Annotated in this window: 21 protein-coding genes; 13 read left to right on the plus strand and 8 right to left on the minus strand. The window is 64.8% G+C overall.

Going from position 1 to position 21,973, the window contains the following annotated elements; genetic code table 11:
* Positions 1-29: 29 nt before the first annotated feature.
* The 4 genes from P7A97_RS02635 to dksA all read right to left on the minus strand — a co-directional run bounded on the left by P7A97_RS02635 (position 30) and on the right by dksA (position 4,643).
* Positions 30-2,984 carry a sensor histidine kinase gene (locus tag P7A97_RS02635; RefSeq protein WP_277688389.1) on the minus strand — a complete coding sequence of 985 codons (2,955 nt, stop codon included), beginning with the start codon at positions 2,982-2,984 and terminating at the stop codon, positions 30-32.
* Complete coding sequence (locus tag P7A97_RS02640; RefSeq protein WP_277688390.1) at positions 2,968-3,144, minus strand: hypothetical protein; 177 nt, start codon at positions 3,142-3,144, stop codon at positions 2,968-2,970. Before P7A97_RS02640 ends, P7A97_RS02635 begins: the two co-directional genes overlap by 17 nt.
* Positions 3,145-3,218: 74 nt before the next feature.
* The gene (gene gluQRS, locus P7A97_RS02645) at positions 3,219-4,106 is read right to left on the minus strand and encodes a tRNA glutamyl-Q(34) synthetase GluQRS (RefSeq protein ID WP_277688391.1); all 888 of its coding nucleotides are present in this window, start codon (positions 4,104-4,106) and stop codon (positions 3,219-3,221) included.
* A 93-nt stretch (positions 4,107-4,199) separates the two neighbouring features.
* Positions 4,200-4,643 (minus strand): RNA polymerase-binding protein DksA, encoded by a 444-nt coding sequence (gene dksA, locus P7A97_RS02650; RefSeq protein WP_277688392.1) that lies wholly within the window; start codon positions 4,641-4,643, stop codon positions 4,200-4,202.
* Between the two features lie 184 nt (positions 4,644-4,827).
* On the opposite strand from dksA, the gene P7A97_RS02655 reads away from it, so the two are divergent.
* Both P7A97_RS02655 and sfsA read left to right on the plus strand, forming a co-directional pair.
* On the plus strand, positions 4,828-6,009 hold the full coding sequence (locus P7A97_RS02655; protein WP_277688393.1) for a pyridoxal phosphate-dependent aminotransferase: 1,182 nt from the start codon (positions 4,828-4,830) through the stop codon (positions 6,007-6,009).
* On the plus strand, positions 5,999-6,703 hold the full coding sequence (sfsA, locus tag P7A97_RS02660) for a DNA/RNA nuclease SfsA (protein ID WP_277688394.1): 705 nt from the start codon (positions 5,999-6,001) through the stop codon (positions 6,701-6,703). Before P7A97_RS02655 ends, sfsA begins: the two co-directional genes overlap by 11 nt.
* 32 nt (positions 6,704-6,735) lie before the next feature.
* Here the strand turns inward: sfsA and P7A97_RS02665 are convergent, their stop codons facing one another.
* Complete coding sequence (locus P7A97_RS02665; RefSeq protein ID WP_277688395.1) at positions 6,736-7,053, minus strand: Rieske 2Fe-2S domain-containing protein; 318 nt, start codon at positions 7,051-7,053, stop codon at positions 6,736-6,738.
* A 74-nt stretch (positions 7,054-7,127) separates the two neighbouring features.
* Entirely contained in the window at positions 7,128-9,422 is a 2,295-nt protein-coding gene (locus P7A97_RS02670) for a TonB-dependent hemoglobin/transferrin/lactoferrin family receptor (RefSeq protein ID WP_277688396.1), read from the minus strand.
* Positions 9,423-9,636: 214 nt separating this feature from the next.
* Between P7A97_RS02670 and P7A97_RS02675 the strand changes: the two genes are divergently transcribed.
* The 5 genes from P7A97_RS02675 (at position 9,637) to P7A97_RS02695 (ending at position 14,462) form a co-directional block, all read left to right on the plus strand.
* Positions 9,637-10,701 (plus strand): ChuX/HutX family heme-like substrate-binding protein, encoded by a 1,065-nt coding sequence (locus P7A97_RS02675; protein ID WP_277688397.1) that lies wholly within the window; start codon positions 9,637-9,639, stop codon positions 10,699-10,701.
* Between the two features lies 1 nt (position 10,702).
* A complete protein-coding gene (locus P7A97_RS02680) occupies positions 10,703-11,590 on the plus strand; it encodes an ABC transporter substrate-binding protein (protein ID WP_277688398.1) in 888 nt (295 codons plus the stop codon).
* 50 nt (positions 11,591-11,640) lie between these two features.
* Complete coding sequence (locus tag P7A97_RS02685) at positions 11,641-12,624, plus strand: iron ABC transporter permease (RefSeq protein ID WP_277688738.1); 984 nt, start codon at positions 11,641-11,643, stop codon at positions 12,622-12,624.
* Complete coding sequence (locus P7A97_RS02690; RefSeq protein ID WP_277688399.1) at positions 12,624-13,391, plus strand: heme ABC transporter ATP-binding protein; 768 nt, start codon at positions 12,624-12,626, stop codon at positions 13,389-13,391. The genes P7A97_RS02685 and P7A97_RS02690 overlap by 1 nt, the downstream gene beginning before the upstream one ends.
* Positions 13,392-13,574: 183 nt before the next feature.
* Positions 13,575-14,462, plus strand: coding sequence for a ChaN family lipoprotein (locus tag P7A97_RS02695; RefSeq protein ID WP_277688400.1), 888 nt, complete (start codon positions 13,575-13,577; stop codon positions 14,460-14,462).
* A gap of 195 nt (positions 14,463-14,657) precedes the next feature.
* On the opposite strand, the gene P7A97_RS02700 is transcribed toward P7A97_RS02695, so the two are convergent.
* Positions 14,658-15,416, minus strand: a complete 759-nt coding sequence (locus P7A97_RS02700; protein WP_277688401.1) for an SDR family oxidoreductase — start codon at positions 15,414-15,416, stop codon at positions 14,658-14,660.
* Positions 15,417-15,523: 107 nt separating this feature from the next.
* Between P7A97_RS02700 and P7A97_RS02705 the strand changes: the two genes are divergently transcribed.
* The 4 genes from P7A97_RS02705 (at position 15,524) to groL (ending at position 18,958) form a co-directional block, all read left to right on the plus strand.
* Positions 15,524-16,255: a DUF2470 domain-containing protein gene (locus P7A97_RS02705; protein ID WP_277688402.1), complete on the plus strand. Its 732-nt coding sequence runs from the start codon at positions 15,524-15,526 to the stop codon at positions 16,253-16,255.
* Positions 16,256-16,318: 63 nt separating this feature from the next.
* Positions 16,319-16,768 (plus strand): FxsA family protein, encoded by a 450-nt coding sequence (locus P7A97_RS02710; RefSeq protein ID WP_277688403.1) that lies wholly within the window; start codon positions 16,319-16,321, stop codon positions 16,766-16,768.
* 210 nt (positions 16,769-16,978) lie between these two features.
* Positions 16,979-17,272: a co-chaperone GroES gene (locus P7A97_RS02715; RefSeq protein ID WP_277688404.1), complete on the plus strand. Its 294-nt coding sequence runs from the start codon at positions 16,979-16,981 to the stop codon at positions 17,270-17,272.
* 45 nt (positions 17,273-17,317) lie between these two features.
* Positions 17,318-18,958 (plus strand): chaperonin GroEL, encoded by a 1,641-nt coding sequence (groL, locus tag P7A97_RS02720; RefSeq protein WP_277688405.1) that lies wholly within the window; start codon positions 17,318-17,320, stop codon positions 18,956-18,958.
* A 66-nt stretch (positions 18,959-19,024) separates the two neighbouring features.
* On the opposite strand, the gene P7A97_RS02725 is transcribed toward groL, so the two are convergent.
* Entirely contained in the window at positions 19,025-19,747 is a 723-nt protein-coding gene (locus P7A97_RS02725) for a phosphatase PAP2 family protein (RefSeq protein WP_277688739.1), read from the minus strand.
* A gap of 159 nt (positions 19,748-19,906) precedes the next feature.
* On the opposite strand from P7A97_RS02725, the gene P7A97_RS02730 reads away from it, so the two are divergent.
* Positions 19,907-20,590, plus strand: a complete 684-nt coding sequence (locus P7A97_RS02730; protein WP_277688406.1) for a response regulator transcription factor — start codon at positions 19,907-19,909, stop codon at positions 20,588-20,590.
* Positions 20,580-21,851: a HAMP domain-containing sensor histidine kinase gene (locus P7A97_RS02735; RefSeq protein WP_277688407.1), complete on the plus strand. Its 1,272-nt coding sequence runs from the start codon at positions 20,580-20,582 to the stop codon at positions 21,849-21,851. Before P7A97_RS02730 ends, P7A97_RS02735 begins: the two co-directional genes overlap by 11 nt.
* Positions 21,852-21,973: the final 122 nt, after the last annotated feature.

Below are 21,973 nucleotides of genomic sequence, written 5' to 3' on the forward strand. Positions count from 1 at the left end.
TGAAGTGGCGCGGATTCATAGGTCACTACTCAGGTCGCTTCGGACGTCGCTTCGACATAGCGCGGCAGGGTCACGCGGAAACGGGTTCCGTGATGGCCTTGTGGGTCGGCCGGGCTGTCGATGGTGATCTGCCCATAATGCTCTTCCACGATCGAATAGACCAGCGCGAGTCCCAAACCGGTGCCTTTACCGGGGTCCTTGGTGGTGAAGAACGGCTCGAACAGGCGGTCCATGATGGCCTGGGGGATACCCGGGCCGTCATCCTCGACGATCAGCTCCACGCTCTGTTGCGAAGCCTCGCTGCGCACACGGATGGCGCCACCGGGGGGGGAGGCGTCGCGGGCATTGGACAGCAGGTTGATCAGTACCTGGGCCAGGCGCTGTGGGTCGCCCTTGGCCAGGTGTTGCGGGTCGCACAGGTTGAAGAACTGGACCTCGTTGGCGTTGCGGTTGAGCGACAGCAGGCCAATGGCATCCTGTGCGGCCTCGGCCAGGCTCACCGGGTATTCGGCCTGCTCCTGCTGACCGGCGTGGGCAAAGTTCATCAGTGACTGGACGATGCGCGAGATGCGTTTGGTCTGCTGCAGGATTTGTCCGCTCAGCTCGACCATCTCTTCGTCTTCCTCGCGATCCTCGCGCAGGTTCTGCGCCAGGCAGGCGATGCCGGTGACCGGGTTGCCGATCTCGTGGGCCACGCCAGCTGCCAGGCGGCCGATACTGGCCAGGCGTTCGGCATGCACCAACTGGTCTTCCAGGACGCGGGTCTCGGTCACATCCTCGATCAGCAGTACCAGGCCGCTGTTGCCCGGCGCCAGGGGTTCGTCGATGGCGGCTTTGTGCAGGTTGAGCCAGCGCACTTCGCCGTCCACGGCCAGGTGCTGCTTATGCTGGTGCTCCTCGCCCTGCTCGATGAAGCCCTGCAGCAGGCCGCGCCAGGGCTCGTCAAGGCTGGCCAGGCGCGAACCCACCACGTGCTGCGCGGCAACGCCGGTGAGTTCTTCCAGGGCGCGGTTCCACATCAGCACCTCCTGATCCTTGGCCAGCGAGCACACGCCCATGGGCAGGTCTTGCAGGGTCTGGCGGTGGAAGCGGCGCAGGGCGTCGAGCTCGGCGGCCAGGCCGGTGAGGCGCGACTGGTAGTCTTCCAGGCGGCTCTCGATGAAGTGGATGTCTTCGCTGACGTAGGCCTCGCTGCCGGCCTTGTAGGGCAGGAAGGTCTCGACCATGTCCTGCGCTACGCTCGGGCCCATCAGACCTGACAGATTGGCCTCGATACGGTCGCGCAGGCGGCGCAGGGCGTAGGGACGATGCTCGTCGAACGGTAGGTGCAGGTCACGCAGGGCGCGCTCCACTTCCTTCTGCGCGGTTACCGCGCCGAGCGGCTTGGCCAGCTCGCTGGCGAACTCCTGCGGCGAGCCGGCGACCAGCTCACGGCGCTGTGGGCGGCGGATGTTGTCGACGGTACAGGCCTCGGCGGCGCTCTTCTCCTCGTCACTGATCTCGCTGAACAGTGAGACCAGGGTGAACACCAGGACGTTGGCCGCCAGCGAGCCGACGGCTGCGTAGTGCCAGCTGTTCTCGTCCAGCACGTAGATGATGTCGAACCAGGGCAGGTGCATGCCTTCCAGGTTGCTGACCAGTGGAATCAGCATGCTCAGCGTCCACACGACGATGCCGGTCAGCAGGCCGGCGATGAAGCCGCGGCGATTGGCGGCCGGCCAGTAGAGGACCGACAGGGCACCGGGGAGGAACTGCAGGGTGGCGACGAAGGCGACGATGCCGAGGTTGGCCAGGTCCTGCTCGGCACCGAGCAGCAGGTAGAAGCCATAGGCGGCGGCGATGATGGCGAGGATCAGGCCGCGGCGTGTCCATTTCAGCCAGCGATAGATGTTGCCCTCGGCCGGTGGCTGATAGAGCGGCAGCACCAGGTGGTTGAGGGCCATGCCGGAGAGCGCCAGGGTGCTGACGATGATCAGGCCGCTGGAGGCAGACAGGCCGCCGACGTAGGCCAGTAGCGCCAGACGACTATCGCCCACGGCCAGGCCCAGGCCCAGGGTGAAGTATTCGGGGTTGGTGGTGGTGCCGAGCTTGAGGCTGGCCCAGAGGATCAGCGGCACCGCCAGGCTGAACAGCAGCAGGAGCAGGGGCAGGCCCCAGCTGGCGCTGACGATGGCGCGCGGGTTGAGATTCTCGGTGAAGGTCATGTGGTACATGTGCGGCATGACAATGGCCGAGGCGAAAAACACCAGCAGCAAGGTGCGCCAGGGGCCTTCCTGCAGGGGCGTGTGCAGGTTGCTGAGTGCGTGTTGGTTCTGTTGCAGCCACTGCTCCAGCTCGGTGGGGCCGCCGAATACACCGTACAGGGCGTACAGCCCGATACCACCGAGGGCGACCAGCTTGACCACCGATTCGAAGGCGATGGCGAACACCAGGCCCTCGTGTTTCTCCCGGGTGGCGATGTGGCGGGCGCCGAAGAGGATGGTAAAGAGGGTGATCAGGGCGCAGAAGCCGAGGGCGAAGCGGTCCTGCAACGGTTCGCGGGTGAGGATGCCGATGGAGTCGGCCACCGCCTGGATCTGCAACGCCAGCAGTGGCAGCAGGCCGACCAGCATGAACAGGGTGGTGAGCACGCCAGCCCAGGTGCTGCGAAAGCGAAAGGCGAACAGGTCGGCCAGCGACGACAGCTGATAGGTACGGGTGATGCGCAGGATCGGGTAGAGCAGCACCGGTGCGAGCAGGAAGGCGCCCGTCACGCCCAGGTAACTGGCGAGGAAGCCGAAGCCGTACTGGTAGGCCAGGCCCACCGTGCCATAGAAGGCCCAGGCGCTGGCGTAAACGCCCAGCGACAGGGTGTAGGTCAGTGGGTGGCGGATGATCCAGCGCGGGATCAGGCCCTTCTCGCTGACCCAGGCCACGCCGAACAGCACCAACAGGTAGGCACAGCTGATCAGGATCAGCTGGCTGAGATCAAAGCTCATCGGCATCGCGGTGACTCTGCAGGATCAAGGTAACCACGATGAGGATCAGCCACAGCAGGTAGGGCCGGTACCAGGCGCCACTCGGGTCGATCCACCAATCCATGATGGCGGGGGAGAACAGGTAGATGCCGACCACCAGGATCAGCACCAGTCGATAGATGTACATATTGAGCGACAGGCCTCAGGCAGCAAGCTGTCAGTTATAAGCGTTGAGCCCTGGCTTGGCGAGTCTTGACCGCATCAGCGCAGTTGCGCTTCGGCCAGGGTGCGGCTGCGCGGGATGCGCGTGGCGTCCCAGTGGGCGATCCCCCAGGCCAGCACCTCTTGCGGGCGGCTCTGGCTCAGGTCGGCAGGCGGCTGCTGGCCAAGGGCGCGCAAGGCGCGGTTCAGCAGTGGGGCGGCCTGATCGGCCGGCAGCGGCGGCGAGCGATAGCTCTTGCCCAGCTTGTGGCCGTCCGGCTGGATGATCAGCGGGACGTGCAGGTAACGCGGCTGCGGCAGGCCGAGCAGTTCCTGCAGGTACAGCTGGCGCGGGGTCGAGTCGAGCAGGTCGGCGCCGCGCACGATGTCGGTAACACCTTGCCAGGCATCGTCCAGCACCACGGCCAGTTGGTAGGCGAACAGGCCGTCGCGGCGGCGGATGACGAAGTCGCCGACTTCGCGGCCCAGGTGCTGACGAAACTCGCCCTGCACCCGGTCGACGAATCGGTATTCCAGCTCCGGCACGCGCAGGCGGATGGCGGCGTTCTGGTCGGGGTGGCAGAGGTTGCGGCAGGTACCGGGGTAAATTCCTCCGCTGCCTTCCAGCTGCTTGCGCGAACAGGTGCAGGCGTAGGCCAGGCCCTGGCTGAGCAGGCGCTGGATCAGCGCGGCGTATTCGCTGTGGCGTTCGCTCTGGCGTATCAGCTGGCCGTCCCACTCGAAACCGTAGGTTTCCAGGCTGCGCAGGATGGCGTCCTGGGCGCCGGGGACTTCCCGTGGCGGGTCGAGGTCTTCCATGCGCAGCAGCCACTGGCCGCCAACACTGCGGGCATCCAGGTAGGAGGCGAGGGCGGCTACCAGTGAGCCGAAATGCAGATAACCGCTAGGGGTGGGGGCAAAGCGCCCGATGTAGGAAGAGCCGTTCATGAGGCGCGAGGCTATCGACTGCTGATCGCGATTGCCAGCCCCATAAATGCAAACGGGGCGCCTGAGCGCCCCGTTTCGTTACAGCCGTCCCGATCAGGAACCGAGCTGCTTTTCCTTGATTTCCGCCAGGGTCTTGCAGTCGATGCACAGGGTAGCGGTAGGGCGGGCTTCCAGGCGACGGATGCCGATTTCCACGCCGCAGGAGTCGCACCAGCCGTACTCGTTGTCTTCGATCAGTTGCAGCGTTTCGTCGATCTTCTTGATCAGCTTGCGCTCGCGGTCGCGGGCACGCAGTTCCAAGCTGAACTCTTCTTCCTGGCTGGCACGGTCGGCCGGATCCGGGAAGTTGGCGGCTTCGTCCTGCATGTGGTGCACGGTGCGATCCACTTCCTGCATCAGCTCCAGCTTCCACTTGTTGAGGATGCCGGTGAAGTGAGCTCGCATCGGATCGCTCATGTACTCCTCGCCCTTTTTCTCTTTATAGGGTTCGAAGCCACGAATCAGCTGACTGCCGTTCTGTTTTGCTTTGGTGGGCATGGATGACCGCCTCTCACTCTTCTGATCCATTGCGCAGGATCTGTTCCTTTGCCAGCAAATGCGCCGGCCCTGCGGCTGCAAGCGGGCGAACTTACCAGATCGATTCCGACGACGCTACTCCCGGTTGTCATGCCTGATAGGCAGTTAGGTAGAATCCCTCCATTTCGCAGATTAAGGAAGGCCCATGGCCCAGCCCTACAGCGGGCGCAGTCGCGCCATCGAACCTTTCCACGTCATGGCCCTGCTGGCCAGGGCCAACGAACTGCAGGCGGCCGGTCACGATGTGATCCACCTGGAGATCGGCGAGCCGGACTTCACCACCGCCGCGCCCATCGTTCAGGCCGGGCAGGCGGCGCTGGCGGCCGGACATACCCGCTACACCGCGGCGCGGGGAATTCCACAGTTGCGCCAGGCCATCGCCGGGTTCTATGCCGCCCGTTACGGGGTGACGGTCGATCCCGAGCGCATCCTGATCACCCCGGGTGGCTCCGGCGCCCTGTTGCTGGCATCGAGCCTGTTGGTCGACCCCGGCAAGCACTGGCTGCTGGCCGATCCAGGCTATCCCTGCAATCGCCACTTCCTGCGCCTGGTCGAGGGCGCCGCCCAGCTGGTGCCGGTCGGTCCGGAAAGCCGTTACCAGCTGACGCCACAGCTGGTCGAGCGCCACTGGGATGGCGACAGCGTCGGCGCCCTGGTCGCCTCGCCGGCCAACCCTACCGGCACCCTGTTGCACCGGGATGAACTGGCGGCGCTGTCGGCCAGTATCAAACAGCGTGGCGGGCACTTGGTGGTGGACGAGATCTACCACGGCCTGACCTACGGCTGCGACGCGGCCAGCGTGCTGGAGGTGGATGACGAGGCCTTCGTGCTCAACAGCTTTTCCAAGTATTTCGGCATGACCGGCTGGCGCCTGGGCTGGCTGGTGGCGCCGGAGAACGCGGTGCCGGAGCTGGAAAAGCTGGCGCAGAACCTCTACATCAGTGCGCCGAGCATGGCCCAGCATGCCGCGCTTGCCTGCTTTGAACCGGCAACCCTGGCCATCCTCGAAGAGCGTCGTCACGCGTTCCAGCGCCGCCGCGACTACCTGTTGCCGGCACTGCGCGAGCTGGGCTTCGGCATCGCCGTGGAGCCGGAGGGTGCCTTCTATCTATATGCCGACATCTCGGCGTTCGGCGGCGATGCCTTTGCCTTCTGCCGACACTTCATCGAAACCGAGCACGTCGCCTTCACCCCGGGCCTGGACTTCGGTCGCCACCTGGCCGGCCACCATGTGCGCTTCGCCTACACGCAGAACCTGGAGCGGCTGGAGCAGGCAGTTGAACGCATCGCCCGCGGTCTCAAGACCTGGAGGCCCGATGCGCTTTGACCCGCCGCTGGAAGAAGGGCGCCTGGTCACGCGCTACAACCGTTTCTTCGCCGATATCGAGACGGCAGACGGGCCGCTGACCATCCACTGCCCCAACACCGGTTCGATGCTCAACTGCCTGAACCCGGGTGGACGGGTCTGGTTCAGTCGAAGTGATGACCCCAAGCGCAAGCTCAAGGGCACCTGGGAACTGGGCGAGACTCCGCATGGGCGCCTGGCCTGTCTGAATACCGGACGCGCCAATGGCCTGGTGGAAGAGGCCCTGCGCGCCGGGGTGATCGGCGAGCTGGCCGGCTTCACCGAGCTCATGCGCGAGGTGCGTTATGGTGAGGAGAACAGTCGGGCGGACTTTCGCCTCGATTACCCAGGCGAGTCTGTCTTTGTCGAAGTGAAGAGCGTGACCCTGGGCTTTGCCGGCTCGCCGGTAGCGGCCTTCCCCGATGCGGTGACCACGCGCGGCGCCAAGCACTTGCGCGAGCTGGCGGCGCTGGCACGGCAGGGCATGCGCGCGGTGCTGCTGTACTGCGTGAACCTGTCCGGTATCGCGGCGGTGCGCGTGGCCGAGGAGATCGATCCGGCCTACGCGGCGGCCCTGCGCGAGGCGAAGGCGGCGGGGGTCGAGGTACTGGCCTATGGCGTCGAGATCACGCCCGAGGAAGTGCGTCTGCTGAGGCGTCTGGACGTGCTGGAGTAGGCGCGGCTTTGCTGGTCGCGCGGCGATCCTGCCTAGGGCTCGATCCAGATACCGCCGCTGTCTTCCCGGCAGGGCACGGACTGCAAGGATTGTCCGGCGCAGGGCCCGGTCACGCACTCGCCACTCTCGATCAGGAACAGCGCGCCATGATGGCTGCACTGCAGCAGGCTGCCGCTGGCGTCGAGGAAGTCGTCGGCGCGCCATTCCAGGTTCAGGTCCCGGTGCGGGCAGCGATTACGGTAGACGTAGACCCGGCCCTCGCGGCGTACCGCCAGCACTTGCAGGCCCTGAACGGAGAAGCCCCGGCTCTGGCCTTCGACCAGATCGCCCGGGGCGCAGAGAAGGATCATCGCAACCTCCAGCAACGTGGTGGCGGATTATCCCTCAAGGGAAGAGGGGGCGCATCCTTGCGCCAAAGTCTTGCTCAGTACTGCCAGGAGGCGGAAACGCGGAAGTTGCGTCCGACCTCGCTGTAGTAGTCGTCCGGTTGCGCAAGGGTGCCGGTGGGCACGTTGAGGGCGTTCCAGTACTGCTTGTCGAAGGCGTTGAACAGGCCGGCCTGCAGCTTGACGCCCTTCAGCTCGGCGGGTTGCCACCAGCCGGTGAGGTCCACCACGCCGTAGCCGGGGGCCTTGAAGTCGCCGTCGGTTTCCACCTTGTCGCGGGCCGTGGCGGCGCGCAGCATCAGGTCGGCACCGTACTGGTCACGCTCGTAGCTGAGGCCGAGCAGGCTGCTGATCGGTGCTACCGAGCTCAGACGCTGGTTGGTCTGACGATCCTCGCCGTTGGCCCAGGCCACCGAGCCCCAGACCTGCCAGTGCGGGGCGAACTCCCAGTGCGCGGCCAGCTCGGCACCGTAGATCTGCACCTTGGCGCGGTTCTCGGTGCGGGTCACGCCGTAGGGGTAGTCGGCCGAGTCCAGGCCGATGGCGGCGAGGTCGGCGGCGCTCACGGCCACGTCGTCGTCGATGAAGTTCTTGTAGTGGTTGTCGAACAGGCTGATCGAGCCGCCCAGTTTCTCGTCACCCAGTTGCGCACCGATCTCGTAGCCATTGCTTTCTTCCGGCTTGAGGTCGGCATTGCCCAGGCGCAGGTAGCTGCCTTCGGCGCCGTAGTTCATGTACAGCTGGGTGGCGTCTGGCGCCTTGAAGCCCTGGGCCCACTGGGCATACAGCATGACCTGCTCAGCCGCCTGCCAGGTCAGCAGCAGACTGCCGGACAGCTTGTGATCCGAGCTGGTTTCCAGGGTCTGGTCGTTGGCCGGGTTGATGTTGTTGGCGAAGTCGCTGGTGGCCTGTGGGTCCTGCTCGTAGTGGTCGTAGCGCAGGCCGGGGGTCAGCTTGACCAGGCCATCGGCGAAGCGGATCTCGTTGCTGGCGTAGAGCGCCCACAGGGTGCCTTCGGCCTTGGGCATGTCGGCCTGGTTGGTGTGCAGGAAGCTGCAGGCGCTGGGCCCCATTCGCTCATTGAGCACGGCCGGGCAGTTGTCGTAGCCCTCGGAGACCTGTTCGGTGTTGACCTGGTACAGCTCGCCGCCCAGGGTCAGGCTGTTCGGCAAGCCGGCGATGGTGAAGGTCTTGCCGATGTCGCCGGAAACGCCGTACAGCTCCTTCTCGATCTGGTTGTCGCGGCCGAAGGCGCCGCTCGGGTACTTGTAGGGGTTGCCGGCGGGGCCGAAGACGAAGTCCGGAATCGCCGCGCGCGAATCACTGACGGTGCGGATGCCGTTCTGGTCGTCATGGCGGCGCAGCTTCTGCCAGTAGGCGATGGCGTTGGCGCTGTCGATCAGGCTGTCGTCGCTCTCGCTGCGGAAGGCGTAGTCGACCGACAGGCGCTGGCGCTTCACATGCTCGGTGGTGCTGTTTTCGCCCAGCAGGTAGGTGCTGCCCTGGCCGGTGCGGCTGTCGATGTCGTTCTCGCGCTCGAAGAGTTCGCCGGTGAAGCCGAGCTTGTGGCCGCCGTCGAAGCGCTGCTGCAGCTTGACCAGCAGGCTTTGCTGCTCGGTGTCTGCTGGGTTGGCCTCGGTGCGCGAGGTGCCGTAGGTGTTGTCGCTGCCGCCGCTCTCCAGTTCATGCCCCTGGCGCTGGCCGGCTTGCAACAGCCAGGAAGTGTCCTGGTAACGGCCGGCGAGGGCGCCGTTCAGGCCCCAGCTGTGGTCGGCGCTGTCGTAATCGGTTTTCGCCAGACTGCCGAAGTCCTTGCCCTCGCGCAGCAGATCTTCCGGGTTGAGGGTGCGCAGTTGCACCGCGCCGCCCAGCGCACCGGAGCCCACCACGCTGGAGTTGGCGCCGCGCACGATGTCCACCGCGGACAAGCCGCTGAAGTCGATCGAGTCGAGCCCGCCTTGCGCGCCGCCGGTCGGGCCCTGGCTGCGTGCACCGTCGGTCAGCCACGGCACGCGGATGCCGTCGATGGTAGTGAGCACGCGGTCGCGGTCCAGGCCACGGATGTTGATGCTCTCGCTGCTGCGGCTGTAGCTCACCCCGGGCTCGGCGCGGCGGCCGAGGTCGTCGAAGCTGCGGATCTGCCGTTGTTCGAGGGTTGCGGCGCTGGTTTCGCTGGTGGTGGGCAGTGTGGGTTCGCTGTGCTGGCTCACCACCTGGGTGGCGGCTAGTTCGGTGGCGACGCTGCTGGTCTCGGCGTCCTGGGCCAGCGCCAGCGATGGGCTGAGCAACACGAGCGCCATCCATGGGCGCAGGGCGAAGGGTGGTGTGGTCATGGCATTACTCCCGCGATACGGCTCTGGGGGCCGGTTGAATTGGCGGGGCGCACGTTACTTGAATCAAATTCTTAAATGCAAATAATTCTTGAAAGCATTGGAAATTCATTTTCTTTTGGGTAGTCTGCGCCGACTCGCTTCTTGTGAGGCGCCTTGCTCCCCGCGTCGGGGTGGGGGGTGTTTCAGCCGTCATCTAGCCAACTCGAGGTCATTCATGGATATCGCCACCCAAGCGCCCGTTTCTCCCCTGTATCAGCGCTGGCAACAGCTGCGCACCGAACAAGCCGGCCTGCGCGCCCGCGACTCCGCGGCCCGCCTGGGCGTCAGCGAGGCCGAACTGACCGCCAGCCGCCTCGGCGTGGATGCCCTACGCCTGCGTACCGACTGGGCCGAGCTGCTGCCGGCCCTCGGCGAGCTGGGTTACATCATGGCGCTGACCCGCAACGAGCATTGCGTGCACGAGCGCAAGGGCTACTACCGCGAGGTATCGGTCAGCGCCAACGGCGCCATGGGCCTGGTGGTATCCGCCGACATCGACCTGCGCCTGTTCATGAGCCAATGGGCCAGCGTGTTCGCGGTGGCCGAGACCACCGAGCGTGGCGTGCAGCGCAGCATCCAGATCTTCGACCGCCAGGGCACCGCCGTGCACAAGGTTTTCCTGACGGAGAAGAGCGAGGAGGCGGCCTGGGCGCCGCTGGTCGAGCGCTTTCGCGCGGCGGAGCAGAGCGCTGAGCTGGACCTGCAGCCACGGGCGGAACGTCAGGTCCCGCGCGCCGACGCCGAAGTGGACGCCGTTGCCCTGCGCGCCGACTGGACCGAGCTGAAGGACACCCACCATTTCTTCGCCCTGCTCAAGCGCCACGCCGTTGCGCGTACCCAGGCCCTGCGTCTGGCCGGTCGCGAGTGGGCCGAGCCGCTGGCCACCGCCGAGCTGCCCAGGCTGCTGGAGGAGGTCGGCAGCCGTCAGGTGCCGATCATGGTCTTCGTCGGCAACCCGCACTGCATCCAGATCCACTCCGGCACCGTGAGTAACCTGCGCTGGATGGGCGACTGGTTCAACGTGCTCGACCCCGAGTTCAACCTGCACCTGAAGACCTCGGGCGTGGTCGAGTTGTGGCGTGTGCGCAAGCCGAGCAGCGACGGCATCATCACCAGCTACGAGGCCTTCGATGCCGAGGGTGAGCTGGTCGTGCAACTATTCGGTGCGCGCAAGCCGGGTGTGCCGGAGCTGGTCGAGTGGCGCGAGCTGGCCGAATCCTTCGCTGCCCTGGAGGCCTGAGATGCGCCTGTCCAAGTTTCTCCTGCTGTGCGGCAGCCTGCTGTTCAGCCACGGCGCAGCGGCGGCCGAGTTGCCGCAGCGCTGGGTCAGCTCCGGCGGCTCGCTGAGCGAATGGGTGGTGCGCCTCGGGGGCGAGGGCAAGCTGGTTGGCGTCGACACCACCAGCCTGCACCCGCAGACCCTGCGCGCGTTGCCGAGTGTTGGCTACCAGCGCGCGCTGTCCGCCGAGGGCGTGCTGGCGCTGCGCCCGGATATCCTCATCGGCAGCGAGGAAATGGGCCCGCCGCCGGTGATCGCCCAGCTCAAGGCCGCTGGTATCGCGGTCGAGACCCTCTCGGCCAAGCCTGATCTGGATACCTTGGAACATAACGTGCTGCGCTTGGGCGAACTGCTTGGCACTGCGGAAAAGGCACGCGAGCAGATGGCCGCCTACCGCGCTGCGCTGCAACAGCAAGCCGATTGGGTGGCCGAGGCGCGCACCCAGCAAAAGGCACCGAGGGTGCTGATGCTGCTTGGCCATGCCGGCAGCAGCGTGATGGCAGCGGGCAAAGACAGCCTGGCGGTGTGGCTGATTGAACAGGCCGGTGGCGAGAGCCGTACCGAGCACAGCGGCTATAAGCCGATCTCCAATGAGGCGTTGCTGGCCATGGACCCGCAAGTGGTGATTTTTGCCGACCGTAGCCTGCAGGGTGAGGAGGCGCGCCAGGCGCTGCTACAGCATAACCCGGTGCTGCGGCAGACCAGCGCCGCGCGTGAGGGCCGCCTGTTGAGCCTCGACCCGACCCTGCTGGTCGGCGGTCTTGGCCCGCGTCTACCTGAAGGGCTGGCCGATCTGTCGGCAGCCTTTTATCCTTCCGAGCACGCACTGACGGCCAAACGCGACCGATGACTCCTGTTTTCCGACCCCGCCCATTGTTGTTGGCAATGGGTGCTCTCCTGTTGCTCGCCTTCTGGCTGTCGCTGGCCCTCGGGCCGGTTAGCCTGCCGCTGGGCGACACCCTGCTGGCGGCGCTGCGTCTGTTGGGCCTGCCCATCGAAGGTGATGGACTGCAACAGGCCGAGCTGATTCTCGGCCAGATCCGCCTGCCGCGCAGCCTGCTGGGGCTGTGCGTGGGCATCGTGCTGGCGCTGTCCGGTGTCGCCATGCAGGGCCTGTTCCGCAACCCGCTGGCCGATCCCGGACTGGTCGGTGTCGCCGGCGGTGCGGCGCTCGGTGCGGCCATCGCCATCGTCGGCGGCAGTATGGTCGGTGGCCTGCCGCCGGCCATTGCACCTTATTTGTTGTCGTTTTGCGCCTTCGGCGGCGGCCTGATCGTCACGGCCGTGGTCTATCGCTTCGGCCGGCGCGACGGGCAGACCAACGTCGCCACCATGCTCCTGGCCGGGGTGGCGCTGACGGCCATGTCCGGCGCCGGTGTCGGTCTGTTCACCTACCTGGCCGACGACGCCACCCTGCGTAGCCTGACCTTCTGGAACCTCGGCAGCCTCAATGGCGCCAGCTATCCGCGGCTGTGGCCCTTGCTGCTGATCACCTTGGGCATCGCCCTCTGGCTGCCACGCCGCGCCTCGGCGCTCAATGCGCTGCTGCTCGGCGAGTCCGAAGCCCGCCACCTGGGCTTCAATGTCGAGCGAATCAAGCTGGAACTGGTGCTGTGCACGGCGCTGGGTGTTGGCGCGGCGGTCGCGGCGGCCGGTCTGATCGGCTTCATCGGTCTGGTGGTGCCGCACCTCATGCGCCTGCTGGTCGGCCCGGACCATCGCGTACTGCTGCCGGCGTCCCTGCTGGCCGGTGCCAGCCTGTTGCTGCTGGCCGACCTGGTGGCGCGCCTGGTGCTGGCGCCGGCGGAGCTGCCGATCGGCATCGTCACGGCGCTGATCGGCGCGCCGTTCTTCCTGTATCTGCTGGTCCGGGGGCGTGCCTGATGCTGCGTGCAGATAACCTCAGCGTCCGTCGCGGCCCCTGCACTGTGCTATCAGGTATCGACCTGGCCTTGCAGCCTGGCGAAGTGCTCGGCGTACTCGGCCCCAACGGTGCCGGCAAGAGCACCCTGCTCGGCGCCCTGTGCGGCGAATTGGCGCCCAGCGAGGGCCATGTGACGCTCGACGAGCGGGCCCTCGGCGCCTGGCCTGGCCAGGAGCGTGCGCGGCGTCTGGCCGTGCTGCCGCAGAGTTCGACCCTGAGCTTCGCCTTCCCGGTGCAGGAGGTGGTCGCCATGGGCCGCCTACCCCATGACAGCGGCCGCGTACGCGATGCCGAGATCGTCGAGGCCGCGCTGCACGCGGCCGACGCCGAACACCTGCGTGGGCGCAGCTACCTGGCGCTATCCGGTGGCGAGCGCCAGCGCGTGCATCTGGCGCGGGTGCTGGCACAGCTGTGGCCGGGTGGGGAAGGGCAGGTGCTGCTACTCGACGAGCCGACCTCGGCGCTCGATCCGCTGCACCAGCACACCACGTTGCAGGCTGTGCGCGACTTCGCCGGCCAGGGAGCCGCGGTGCTGGTGATCCTGCACGATCTCAACCTGGCGGCACGCTATTGCGACCGCATCCTGCTGCTGCAGAACGGCCGCCCGCATGCTTTCGGCACGCCCGACGAGGTGCTGCAGGCCGAGCCGTTGAGCGCGGTGTTCGGCCTCGACGTACTGATCCAGCGCCACCCGGAACGCGGCCACCCGTTGATCGTGGCGCGTTGAATGAAGTAGCCCGGATGCAATCCGGGAGCGGCCCATCCCGGATTGCATCCGGGCTACGGCCACATGAACGCGCCTCTCCCACTTGTGGTAGAGGGGCCGGGGGAGAGGGCTGGATATTTCCCTCGCCCTCTCCACCAGGCGTTCCCCCGTAAACACGGAGGGACTTACTCACAAGGAAGCCGCATGCGCATTCTTCTGCTTTGCTGTGTTGCCCTGCTGGCTGGCTGCCAGTCCCGTGGCGTGCTGCCCCCACCGGCACCCATCGCGCCCGAGGGGCGATACCATGCCGAGTTGGGGCAGATCGTCGACCTGGCCAGTGGTGAACGCATCACCCCGGCACAACTGGTCGAGCGCCTGGCCAAGGCGCCGCGGGTGCTGGTTGGCGAGCAGCACGACAACCCCGATCATCATGCCCTGCAGCTGTGGCTGTCACGCGAACTGGCGGCGCAGCGCCCGCAGGGCAGCGTGCTGATGGAGATGATCAATCCCAATCAGCAGGCCAGGGTCGAAGAGGTGCAGGCGCAGCTTCGCGCCGGCCAGCCGCCGGCCGATGCCTTCACCGCGCTGGCCTGGCAGCCGGGCTGGGATTGGGGTTTATATGGTGCGCTGGTGCACTACCAGTTGCGCCAGCCCTATCCGCTGCTGGCGGCCAACCTGGACCGTGCCGAGATCATGCAGATCTACCAGGCGCGTCCGACCCTGCAAGGCTCGGCCTCCACCGCGCCGGCGGTGCAGGAAAAACTGCAGGAAGACATTCGCGAGTCCCACTGCGGCCTGCTGCCGGACAGCCAGATCCCGGCCATGCTTGCGGTGCAGCAGCAGCGTGACCGACGCATGGCCGAGCGTCTGGTCGCCGCGCCGCAGCCGGCCCTGCTGCTGGCCGGTGCCTTCCATGTGCGCAAGGACCTCGGCGTGCCGCTGCACCTGGCCGACCTCGGTGCCCGCGAAGGTAACCTGGTGCTGATCCTCGCCGAAGTCGGCAAGCAGCCGGCTGCCGGCAGCGCCGACTATGTCTGGTACACAGCTGCCAATGTGTCCGAAGACTATTGCGCCAAGCTGCGTAAGAGATGAGATCGCCTAGCGATCTGCACACAACAAAAAGCCCCGCATTGCGGGGCTTATTTAAGGGTCGAAGAATCGATCTCGCGAGCTAGAGCCAGGCTAGGCGGAGAAGGGCCGAGGGCGCGGAGTTTACCGAGTGTAAATGAGCAGCCTGAGGCCCTTCTCCAACAACGCCAGGCCGACGCGCAGCAGATCGAAACCCAATCAGAGGCGCAGGCCGCCGTCGAGCTCCAGGATACGACCGGTGTAGTAGTCGTTCTCCATGATATAGGCCACCGAGTGGGCGATCTCGGCCGGCTTGCCCATGCGGCGCAGCGGGATGCCGGCGGTCATTTTCTCCAGCGCTTCCGGCTTCATGCTGCCGGTCATCTCGGTCTCGATGAAGCCGGGTGCCACGCCTGCCACGCGGATACCGTAGCGCGCCAGTTCCTTGGCCCAGACCACGGTGTCGGCAGCAACGCCGGCCTTGGCTGCGGAGTAGTTGGCCTGGCCGATGTTGCCGGCACGGGAGATGGAGGAGATGTTGATGATGGCGCCGGTATTCTTCAGCTCGATCATCTTCGCCGCGACTTCACGGGTGCAGAGGAACACGCCGGTCAGGTTGACGTCGATCACCGACTGCCACTGGGCCAGGCTCATCTTGCTCAGCTCGCCGTCCTTGACCTTGATGGTCAGGCCGTCACGCAGGATGCCGGCGTTGTTGACCAGGCCGTTGATGGCGCCGAAGTCCTCGGCTACCTGGGCGACCATGTGGGTCACCTGCTCTTCATTGGCGACGTTGCACAGGTAAGCGCGGGCGTCACCGCCAGCGGCCTTGCAGGCGGCTACGGCTTCATCGAGTTTTTCCTGGTTGAGGTCGACCAGCGCCAGCTTGGCGCCCTTGGCGGCCAGGTATTCGCCCATGGCACGGCCCAGGCCCTGGCAGCCACCGGTGATGATGATGACTTTGTCTTTGAGTTCCATAACACTACCCCTCAAGGTCTTACAGGTGGCCTCGCCCGCGCTTCAGCTGGCTGTGCAGGGCGCCGATCCGTTTCATTTTCGACGGATTCTCAGCGAGGAGTCATAAATTGAGCGAAACAGCCGCAAAGCATGCCCGAGAATTGCTGCTCAAGGAATACCGAGGGGTGCTTTCCACTCACTCCAAAGTGCTACAGGGCTTCCCTTTTGGATCAGTGGTGCCCTATTGCCTGGATGAGCGGGGCTGGCCGCTGATCCTCATCAGCCGTATCGCTCAGCACACCCATAACCTGCAGAAGGACAACAAATGCTCGTTGCTGGTGGGCGAGCGGGGTGCCGAGGATGTTCAGGCCGCTGGCCGGTTGACCATTCTGGCCGAGGCGGAGCAGGTAGAAGAGCGCGACGCCGTCGAGGCTGCCGCGGCGCGTTACTACCGCTACTTCCCGGAGGCGCGCGACTACCACCGCACCCATGACTTCGACTTTTGGCACTTGAGACCGGTACGCAGCCGTTATATCGGTGGTTTCGGCGCCATTCACTGGCTGGCGGAGGTCACCCTGGCCAATCCGCATGCCGGCGAAGCCGAACGCAGCATGGTCGAGCACATGAATGACGATCACACCAGTGCCATCGCCCACTATGTCGCGTTGGCCGGGTTGCCACGGCATGAGCCGGCGCAGTTGGTCGGTATCGACAGTGAGGGCTTCCACCTGCGCATCGGCAAGGCCCTGCACTGGCTGGCGTTCCCAACATCCTGTAACAACCCTGGCAGCGTGCGTCAGGCCTTGGTACAGCTGGCCCGCAGCGATGTCTGGCCGACCGTTGGGCAGGCTTCAGCTTGAATTAAGCGCAGCACCCCATACTTCATCGTTATCGGAAGCTGTTCTTCCGCCAAGGACCCTGCAATGCGCGCTTTTCTGTTTCTCTTTTTGCTGTTCCCCATCCTCGAACTGGCCGTGCTGATTCAGGTCGGTAGCGCCATCGGCGTTCTGCCTACCCTGCTGCTGGTCATCGGCTCGGCCGTGCTGGGTAGCGTGCTGCTACGCGTGGCCGGTGTGGCCACTGCCTGGCGTGCCCGCGAGAAGCTGGCCCGCGGTGAGATGCCTGAGCAGGAAATGTTCGAGGGCCTGCTGATCGCCGTAGGTGGCGGCTTGCTGCTGCTGCCGGGCTTTATCAGCGACATCTTCGGCCTGCTCTGTCTGTTCCCGTTCACCCGCCGCCTGATGATCGGCAACCTGCAACGCCGTGCCCAGGAACAGGCGCTGCGTCAGCGTGCCTTCTTCGATGATCCCCAGGCCCGTAGCGGCCAGACCCAGCCCCATGTGATCGAAGGCGAGTATCAGCGTCGCGATTGAGTGGGCGATGCGTAAAAAATTTCGCCCGCGGCCTTGAAAAGCGCTTGAACGCCCTTATCTAGCGATCACCGCAAGGTTTCTGTCGCGTTGTGCGACAGAACAGACTTTCGCGTCTTGCCGTCGGCGAGGCGCGCCCGGCCTCAAGCCGGTTTTGCCTAACCCGCCGGCGCAGTCGCCGGCCAGTGAAACAACTATCAGGAGTGATCGACAATGAAGCTTCGTCCTCTGCACGACCGCGTCGTAATCCGTCGTAGCGAAGAAGAGACCAAAACCGCCGGTGGCATCGTGCTGCCGGGTTCGGCTGCCGAGAAGCCGAATCAGGGTGTGATCGTCGCTGTCGGCGCTGGCAAGGTTCTGGAAAACGGCGAAGTCCGCGCCCTGGCCGTCAAGGTCGGTGACAAAGTGGTGTTCGGCCCGTACAGCGGCAGCAACACCGTCAAGGTCGACGGCGAAGACCTGCTGGTGATGGGCGAGAACGAAATCCTCGCTGTCATCGAAGCCTGATTCTCGCGAATCCCCGTCTAATTCAAGAATTGAGGAACAAGCAAAATGGCTGCTAAAGAAGTCAAATTCGGCGATTCCGCTCGTAAGAAAATGCTGGTTGGCGTCAACGTCCTGGCCGACGCCGTCAAAGCCACCCTCGGCCCGAAAGGCCGTAACGTGGTCCTGGATCGCAGCTTCGGTGCTCCGCTGATTACCAAGGACGGCGTATCCGTTGCCAAAGAAATCGAGCTGAAAGACAAGTTCGAAAACATGGGCGCTCAGCTGGTGAAAGACGTTGCCTCCAAGGCCAACGACGCTGCCGGTGACGGCACCACCACCGCGACCGTTCTGGCCCAGGCCATCGTCAACGAAGGTCTGAAGTCGGTTGCCGCTGGCATGAACCCGATGGACCTGAAGCGCGGCATCGACAAGGCCACCGCGGCCATCGTTGCCCAGATCAAGGAGCTGTCCAAGCCGTGCGCTGACACCAAGGCTATCGCTCAGGTGGGCACCATCTCCGCCAACTCCGACGACTCCATCGGCAACATCATTGCCGAAGCCATGGAAAAAGTCGGCAAGGAAGGCGTGATCACCGTTGAGGAAGGCTCTGGCCTGGAAAACGAACTGTCCGTCGTAGAAGGCATGCAGTTCGACCGTGGCTACCTGTCCCCTTACTTCATCAACAAGCCGGACACCATGGTTGCCGAGCTGGAAAGCCCGCTGCTGCTGCTGGTCGACAAGAAGATCAGCAACATCCGTGAACTGCTGCCGGTGCTGGAAGCCGTTGCCAAGGCCGGTCGCCCGCTGCTGATCGTGGCTGAAGACGTCGAAGGCGAAGCCCTGGCCACCCTGGTCGTCAACAACATGCGTGGCATCGTCAAAGTAGCTGCCGTCAAGGCGCCGGGCTTCGGCGACCGTCGCAAGGCCATGCTGCAGGACATCGCCATCCTGACCGGCGGTACCGTGATTTCCGAAGAAGTCGGCCTGTCCCTGGAAGGCGCTACTCTGGAGCACCTGGGTAACGCCAAGCGCGTTCAACTGAGCAAGGAAAACACCACCATCATCGACGGTGCTGGTGCTCAGGCTGACATCGAAGCCCGCGTTGCGCAGATCCGCAAGCAGGTTGAAGAAACTTCTTCCGACTACGACAAAGAGAAGCTGCAAGAGCGTCTGGCCAAGCTGGCTGGCGGTGTTGCCGTGATCAAGGTTGGCGCTGCCACCGAAGTCGAGATGAAAGAGAAGAAGGCCCGCGTTGAAGACGCCCTGCACGCGACCCGCGCTGCGGTGGAAGAAGGCGTGGTGCCTGGCGGTGGCGTGGCTCTGGTTCGCGCCCTGCAGGCCATCGAAGGTCTGAAAGGCGACAACGAAGACCAGAACGTCGGTATCGCCCTGCTGCGCCGTGCTGTTGAAGCACCGCTGCGTCAGATCGTTTCCAACGCCGGCGGCGAGCCGAGCGTAGTGGTAGACAAGGTCAAGGCGGGTGCCGGCAACTTCGGCTTCAACGCTGCCACCGACACCTACGGCGACATGATCGAGATGGGCATCCTGGACCCGGCCAAGGTCACTCGTTCCGCGCTGCAGGCTGCGGCCTCCATCGGCGGTCTGATGATCACCACCGAAGCCATGGTCGCCGACATTCCGGAAGACAAGGCTGCTCCGGCCATGCCGGACATGGGTGGCATGGGCGGCATGGGCGGCATGATGTAAGCCGACCCGCTCCCTGAGCTGTCAGAAGAAGCCCCGCCTCGTGCGGGGCTTTTTTATGGGCGCCGTTCAGGCTTGCGCAGGCTGTTTGGCCTCCGGCTGTATCTGCTCCTGCGGGCGATACAGCATCAGGTCGTAGAGGGCGAGACAAATCAGCCAGCACAATCCGGCTGTCCACAGGTTGTGCGAGAGAAAGTGGGCGCCCTGGGCCATGCGTGAGATCGAGAAGATGATGCCCAGCGTGCAGGCGCCGATCAGCATCGCACGGGCCAGGCGAGGCCTGGGATCACGCAGGGCGAAGAACAGGGCGAACAAGCCAAAGCCTGCTGCCGCGTGGCCGCCCGGCCAGCAGTTACCGGGCTTCTCCACCGGCGCCGCGCGTGGCCCGAGCAGGGGCGAGAAGTGCTCGACGCCGCCGTACTGTTCGAGGCTCCAGGGGCAGTGCATCTGGGTAGCCTTCTTCAGTGGCGTGACGATGCCGGTCGACAGGCCGATGGCCAACACCAGGTAACCGAGACGGCGCCTCAAGGGGCGCAGGGGTGTGGGTAGCAGGCTAAGCAGAAAGCCCGCCAGCGCGAGCAGGCCAATGGCGATACATACCTGCTTGGCGCGATCATGCAGGATGTCTTCGAGGAAGGCGTTGTGACGGCCGATGAAGCCTTGTCCTGGCACATAGAACAGGTCGGACAGGGCGAAGTCCAGGCGACTGGGCTCGAAGACCAGCATCGCTGCCAGCAGGGCCAGTGGCAGGCCGTACCACCAGAGACGATTGAAGCGCGACGAGTAGGGCATATTCATTCTCTGCTTGCTGAGGGTGTTGAGCAGCCACAAGGCTGTCTGCTGACCTGTCAGCAGCAGGTGAAGCGAATGTGAAAAAACCGTCATGTACGCTCGGCAACCCTGCGCACCGGGGTATCTTTATGGCTCTGCGTAATAACGAGGGCGACGACCATGCGCCTCCTCTTGGTCGAGGACAATCGCGACATTCTGGCCAATATGGCCGACTACCTGCAGATCAAGGGCTATACGGTTGACTGCGCCCAGGATGGCCTGTCCGGGCTACACCTGGCCACGACTCAGCACTATGACCTGCTGGTGCTGGATATCATGTTGCCGGGTATCGATGGCTACACCCTGTGCAAGCGCCTGCGTGAGGAGGCGCGCAGCAATACGCCGGTGATCATGCTCACGGCGCGCGACCAGCTGGATGACCGGCTGCAGGGCTTCAAGTCGGGGGCTGACGACTATTTGGTCAAGCCCTTCGCGCTGTCCGAGCTGGCCGCACGCATTGAGGCGGTATTGCGCCGTAGTCTGGGCGCTGGCAAGCGTCTGCTGCAGGTGGGCGATCTGAGCTATGACCTCGACACCTTGGAGATTGTCCGCGCGGGCAAGGCGCTCAAGCTCAATCCCGTGGGGCTCAAGCTGCTCGCGCTGTTGATGCAGAAGAGTCCTCACGTGGTGCGCCGCGATGTGCTGGAGGAGGCGTTATGGGGCGACGATTGTCCCGACAGCGACAGCCTGCGCAGCCATGTGCATCAGTTGCGCCAGGTGATCGACAAACCTTTCCCCAGTGCTTTGCTGCAGACCGTGCACGGTGTCGGCTACCGTCTGGTCGAGGGTGGCGATGGAGTTTAAGCAAAGCCTGTCGCGGCGCATTGTCATCGCTTTCGTGCTGATGACGGCGCTGGTTGGCGGTACGTTCGCCATCGGCATCGTCGAAACCGTGCATCTGGTCGAAGAACGACTGATTTCCTCCGAGCTGGGCGGCGACCTCGACCGTCTGCTGAAAATGGAGAGTATCGATGAGTGGCGGCATCGTCCGGAGCCCACACAGCTGTTCCATTTTTCAGGGGGGCGTGGCGACTTCGCGCTGAGCGAGGATCTGCAAAACCTGCCGCCTGGGTTCAGCGAGTTGTTTCGCGACAACCATTCCTACTATGCCTATGTGCATCTGGTCGACGGCCGGCGCTATGTGCTGATGGAGGATCAGAGCGAGTTCGAGGAACGTGAACAGCTGCTGTTTGCCGTGGTGCTGGTGGGCTTCCTGCTCAGCCTTGGGTTGTCCGGCCTGCTTGGCTGGTTGCTGGCGCGCAAGGTGATCGAGCCCGTGGTGCGATTGTCGGGCCAAGTCGGCCATCCGGATCAATTGCTCGAGCGGGCGCCGCAGTTGGCGCCGGATTACGCCGAGGATGAAGTAGGGCGTCTGGCCGCCTCTTTCGATATCACGCTCGGCTTGCTACGTCGCTCGCTGATGCGTGAGCGACTGTTCACCAGCGATGTCAGTCATGAGCTGCGTACGCCGTTGATGGTCGTCGCCAGCTCCTGTGAACTGTTGCTGGAAAGCCCGGAACTGAGCGCGCGTAGCCGCACCCAGGTGCAACGCATTGCCCGCGCGTGTGAAGAGATGCGCGAGCTGGTGCAAACCTTTCTCCTGCTGGCGCGTTCGACTGCGGATGGCGGCGCCGTGGAGTCGCAAGCGGGTTTGCGCGAGATTGCCGATGGGTTGGTCGAGCAATGGCGTCCGCTGATCGAAAGCAAGGGCCTGGTGTTTGACTACCAGCCGGCAGACTGCGGCCAGCAAACCTATAACGGTCCGCTGCTGCGCTCGGTATTGGGCAACCTGCTACGCAACGCCTGGCATTACACCGAGCAGGGACGGATCGAGCTGCGCCTGGGGGCCAGTGGCTTTGTGGTCGAGGACACGGGTGTGGGGATTCCCGCAGCGGAGCGCGAGGCGATGTTTCAGCCTTTCGTGCGTGGCGGCGCGGCGCGGGGGGAGGGGCTTGGCCTCGGTCTGTCCCTGGTGCAGCGCATCTGTGAAAGCCAGGGCTGGAGTGTGGAGCTGGCAGATGCTGTGCCGCGTGGCTGTCGTTTTGAAGTCAATTTGGCCAAATGACAGGCTGATGATGATTGGCGGTATGCAACTTGCTGGAAGCTTTTGATTAGTACCCTGCACCGTCCGCACCCTTGAGCCAGAGGCGTTGTGGGTGAGAGTGCGGGTTACCGTGTTACCCAGGG

This window comes from Pseudomonas sp. GOM6, assembly GCF_029537485.1.
In the GTDB taxonomy this organism is placed as follows: Bacteria; Pseudomonadota; Gammaproteobacteria; order Pseudomonadales; family Pseudomonadaceae; genus Aquipseudomonas.

What these genes read in the sequence shown, in the direction of transcription:
- P7A97_RS02715 (WP_277688404.1), top strand. Translation starts at nt 16,979, where the DNA reads ATGAAGCTTCGTCCTCTGCACGACCGCGTCGTAATCCGTCGTAGCGAA.
- P7A97_RS02675 (WP_277688397.1), top strand. Translation starts at nt 9,637, where the DNA reads ATGGATATCGCCACCCAAGCGCCCGTTTCTCCCCTGTATCAGCGCTGG.
- P7A97_RS02700 (WP_277688401.1), bottom strand. Translation starts at nt 15,416, where the DNA reads ATGGAACTCAAAGACAAAGTCATCATCATCACCGGTGGCTGCCAGGGC.
- P7A97_RS02680 (WP_277688398.1), top strand. Translation starts at nt 10,703, where the DNA reads ATGCGCCTGTCCAAGTTTCTCCTGCTGTGCGGCAGCCTGCTGTTCAGC.
- P7A97_RS02635 (WP_277688389.1), bottom strand. Translation starts at nt 2,984, where the DNA reads ATGCCGATGAGCTTTGATCTCAGCCAGCTGATCCTGATCAGCTGTGCC.
- P7A97_RS02710 (WP_277688403.1), top strand. Translation starts at nt 16,319, where the DNA reads ATGCGCGCTTTTCTGTTTCTCTTTTTGCTGTTCCCCATCCTCGAACTG.
- sfsA (WP_277688394.1), top strand. Translation starts at nt 5,999, where the DNA reads ATGCGCTTTGACCCGCCGCTGGAAGAAGGGCGCCTGGTCACGCGCTAC.
- P7A97_RS02695 (WP_277688400.1), top strand. Translation starts at nt 13,575, where the DNA reads ATGCGCATTCTTCTGCTTTGCTGTGTTGCCCTGCTGGCTGGCTGCCAG.
- P7A97_RS02730 (WP_277688406.1), top strand. Translation starts at nt 19,907, where the DNA reads ATGCGCCTCCTCTTGGTCGAGGACAATCGCGACATTCTGGCCAATATG.
- groL (WP_277688405.1), top strand. Translation starts at nt 17,318, where the DNA reads ATGGCTGCTAAAGAAGTCAAATTCGGCGATTCCGCTCGTAAGAAAATG.
- gluQRS (WP_277688391.1), bottom strand. Translation starts at nt 4,106, where the DNA reads ATGAACGGCTCTTCCTACATCGGGCGCTTTGCCCCCACCCCTAGCGGT.
- P7A97_RS02690 (WP_277688399.1), top strand. Translation starts at nt 12,624, where the DNA reads ATGCTGCGTGCAGATAACCTCAGCGTCCGTCGCGGCCCCTGCACTGTG.
- P7A97_RS02725 (WP_277688739.1), bottom strand. Translation starts at nt 19,747, where the DNA reads ATGCCCTACTCGTCGCGCTTCAATCGTCTCTGGTGGTACGGCCTGCCA.
- P7A97_RS02665 (WP_277688395.1), bottom strand. Translation starts at nt 7,053, where the DNA reads ATGATCCTTCTCTGCGCCCCGGGCGATCTGGTCGAAGGCCAGAGCCGG.
- P7A97_RS02670 (WP_277688396.1), bottom strand. Translation starts at nt 9,422, where the DNA reads ATGACCACACCACCCTTCGCCCTGCGCCCATGGATGGCGCTCGTGTTG.
- P7A97_RS02655 (WP_277688393.1), top strand. Translation starts at nt 4,828, where the DNA reads ATGGCCCAGCCCTACAGCGGGCGCAGTCGCGCCATCGAACCTTTCCAC.
- dksA (WP_277688392.1), bottom strand. Translation starts at nt 4,643, where the DNA reads ATGCCCACCAAAGCAAAACAGAACGGCAGTCAGCTGATTCGTGGCTTC.
- P7A97_RS02640 (WP_277688390.1), bottom strand. Translation starts at nt 3,144, where the DNA reads ATGTACATCTATCGACTGGTGCTGATCCTGGTGGTCGGCATCTACCTG.
- P7A97_RS02735 (WP_277688407.1), top strand. Translation starts at nt 20,580, where the DNA reads ATGGAGTTTAAGCAAAGCCTGTCGCGGCGCATTGTCATCGCTTTCGTG.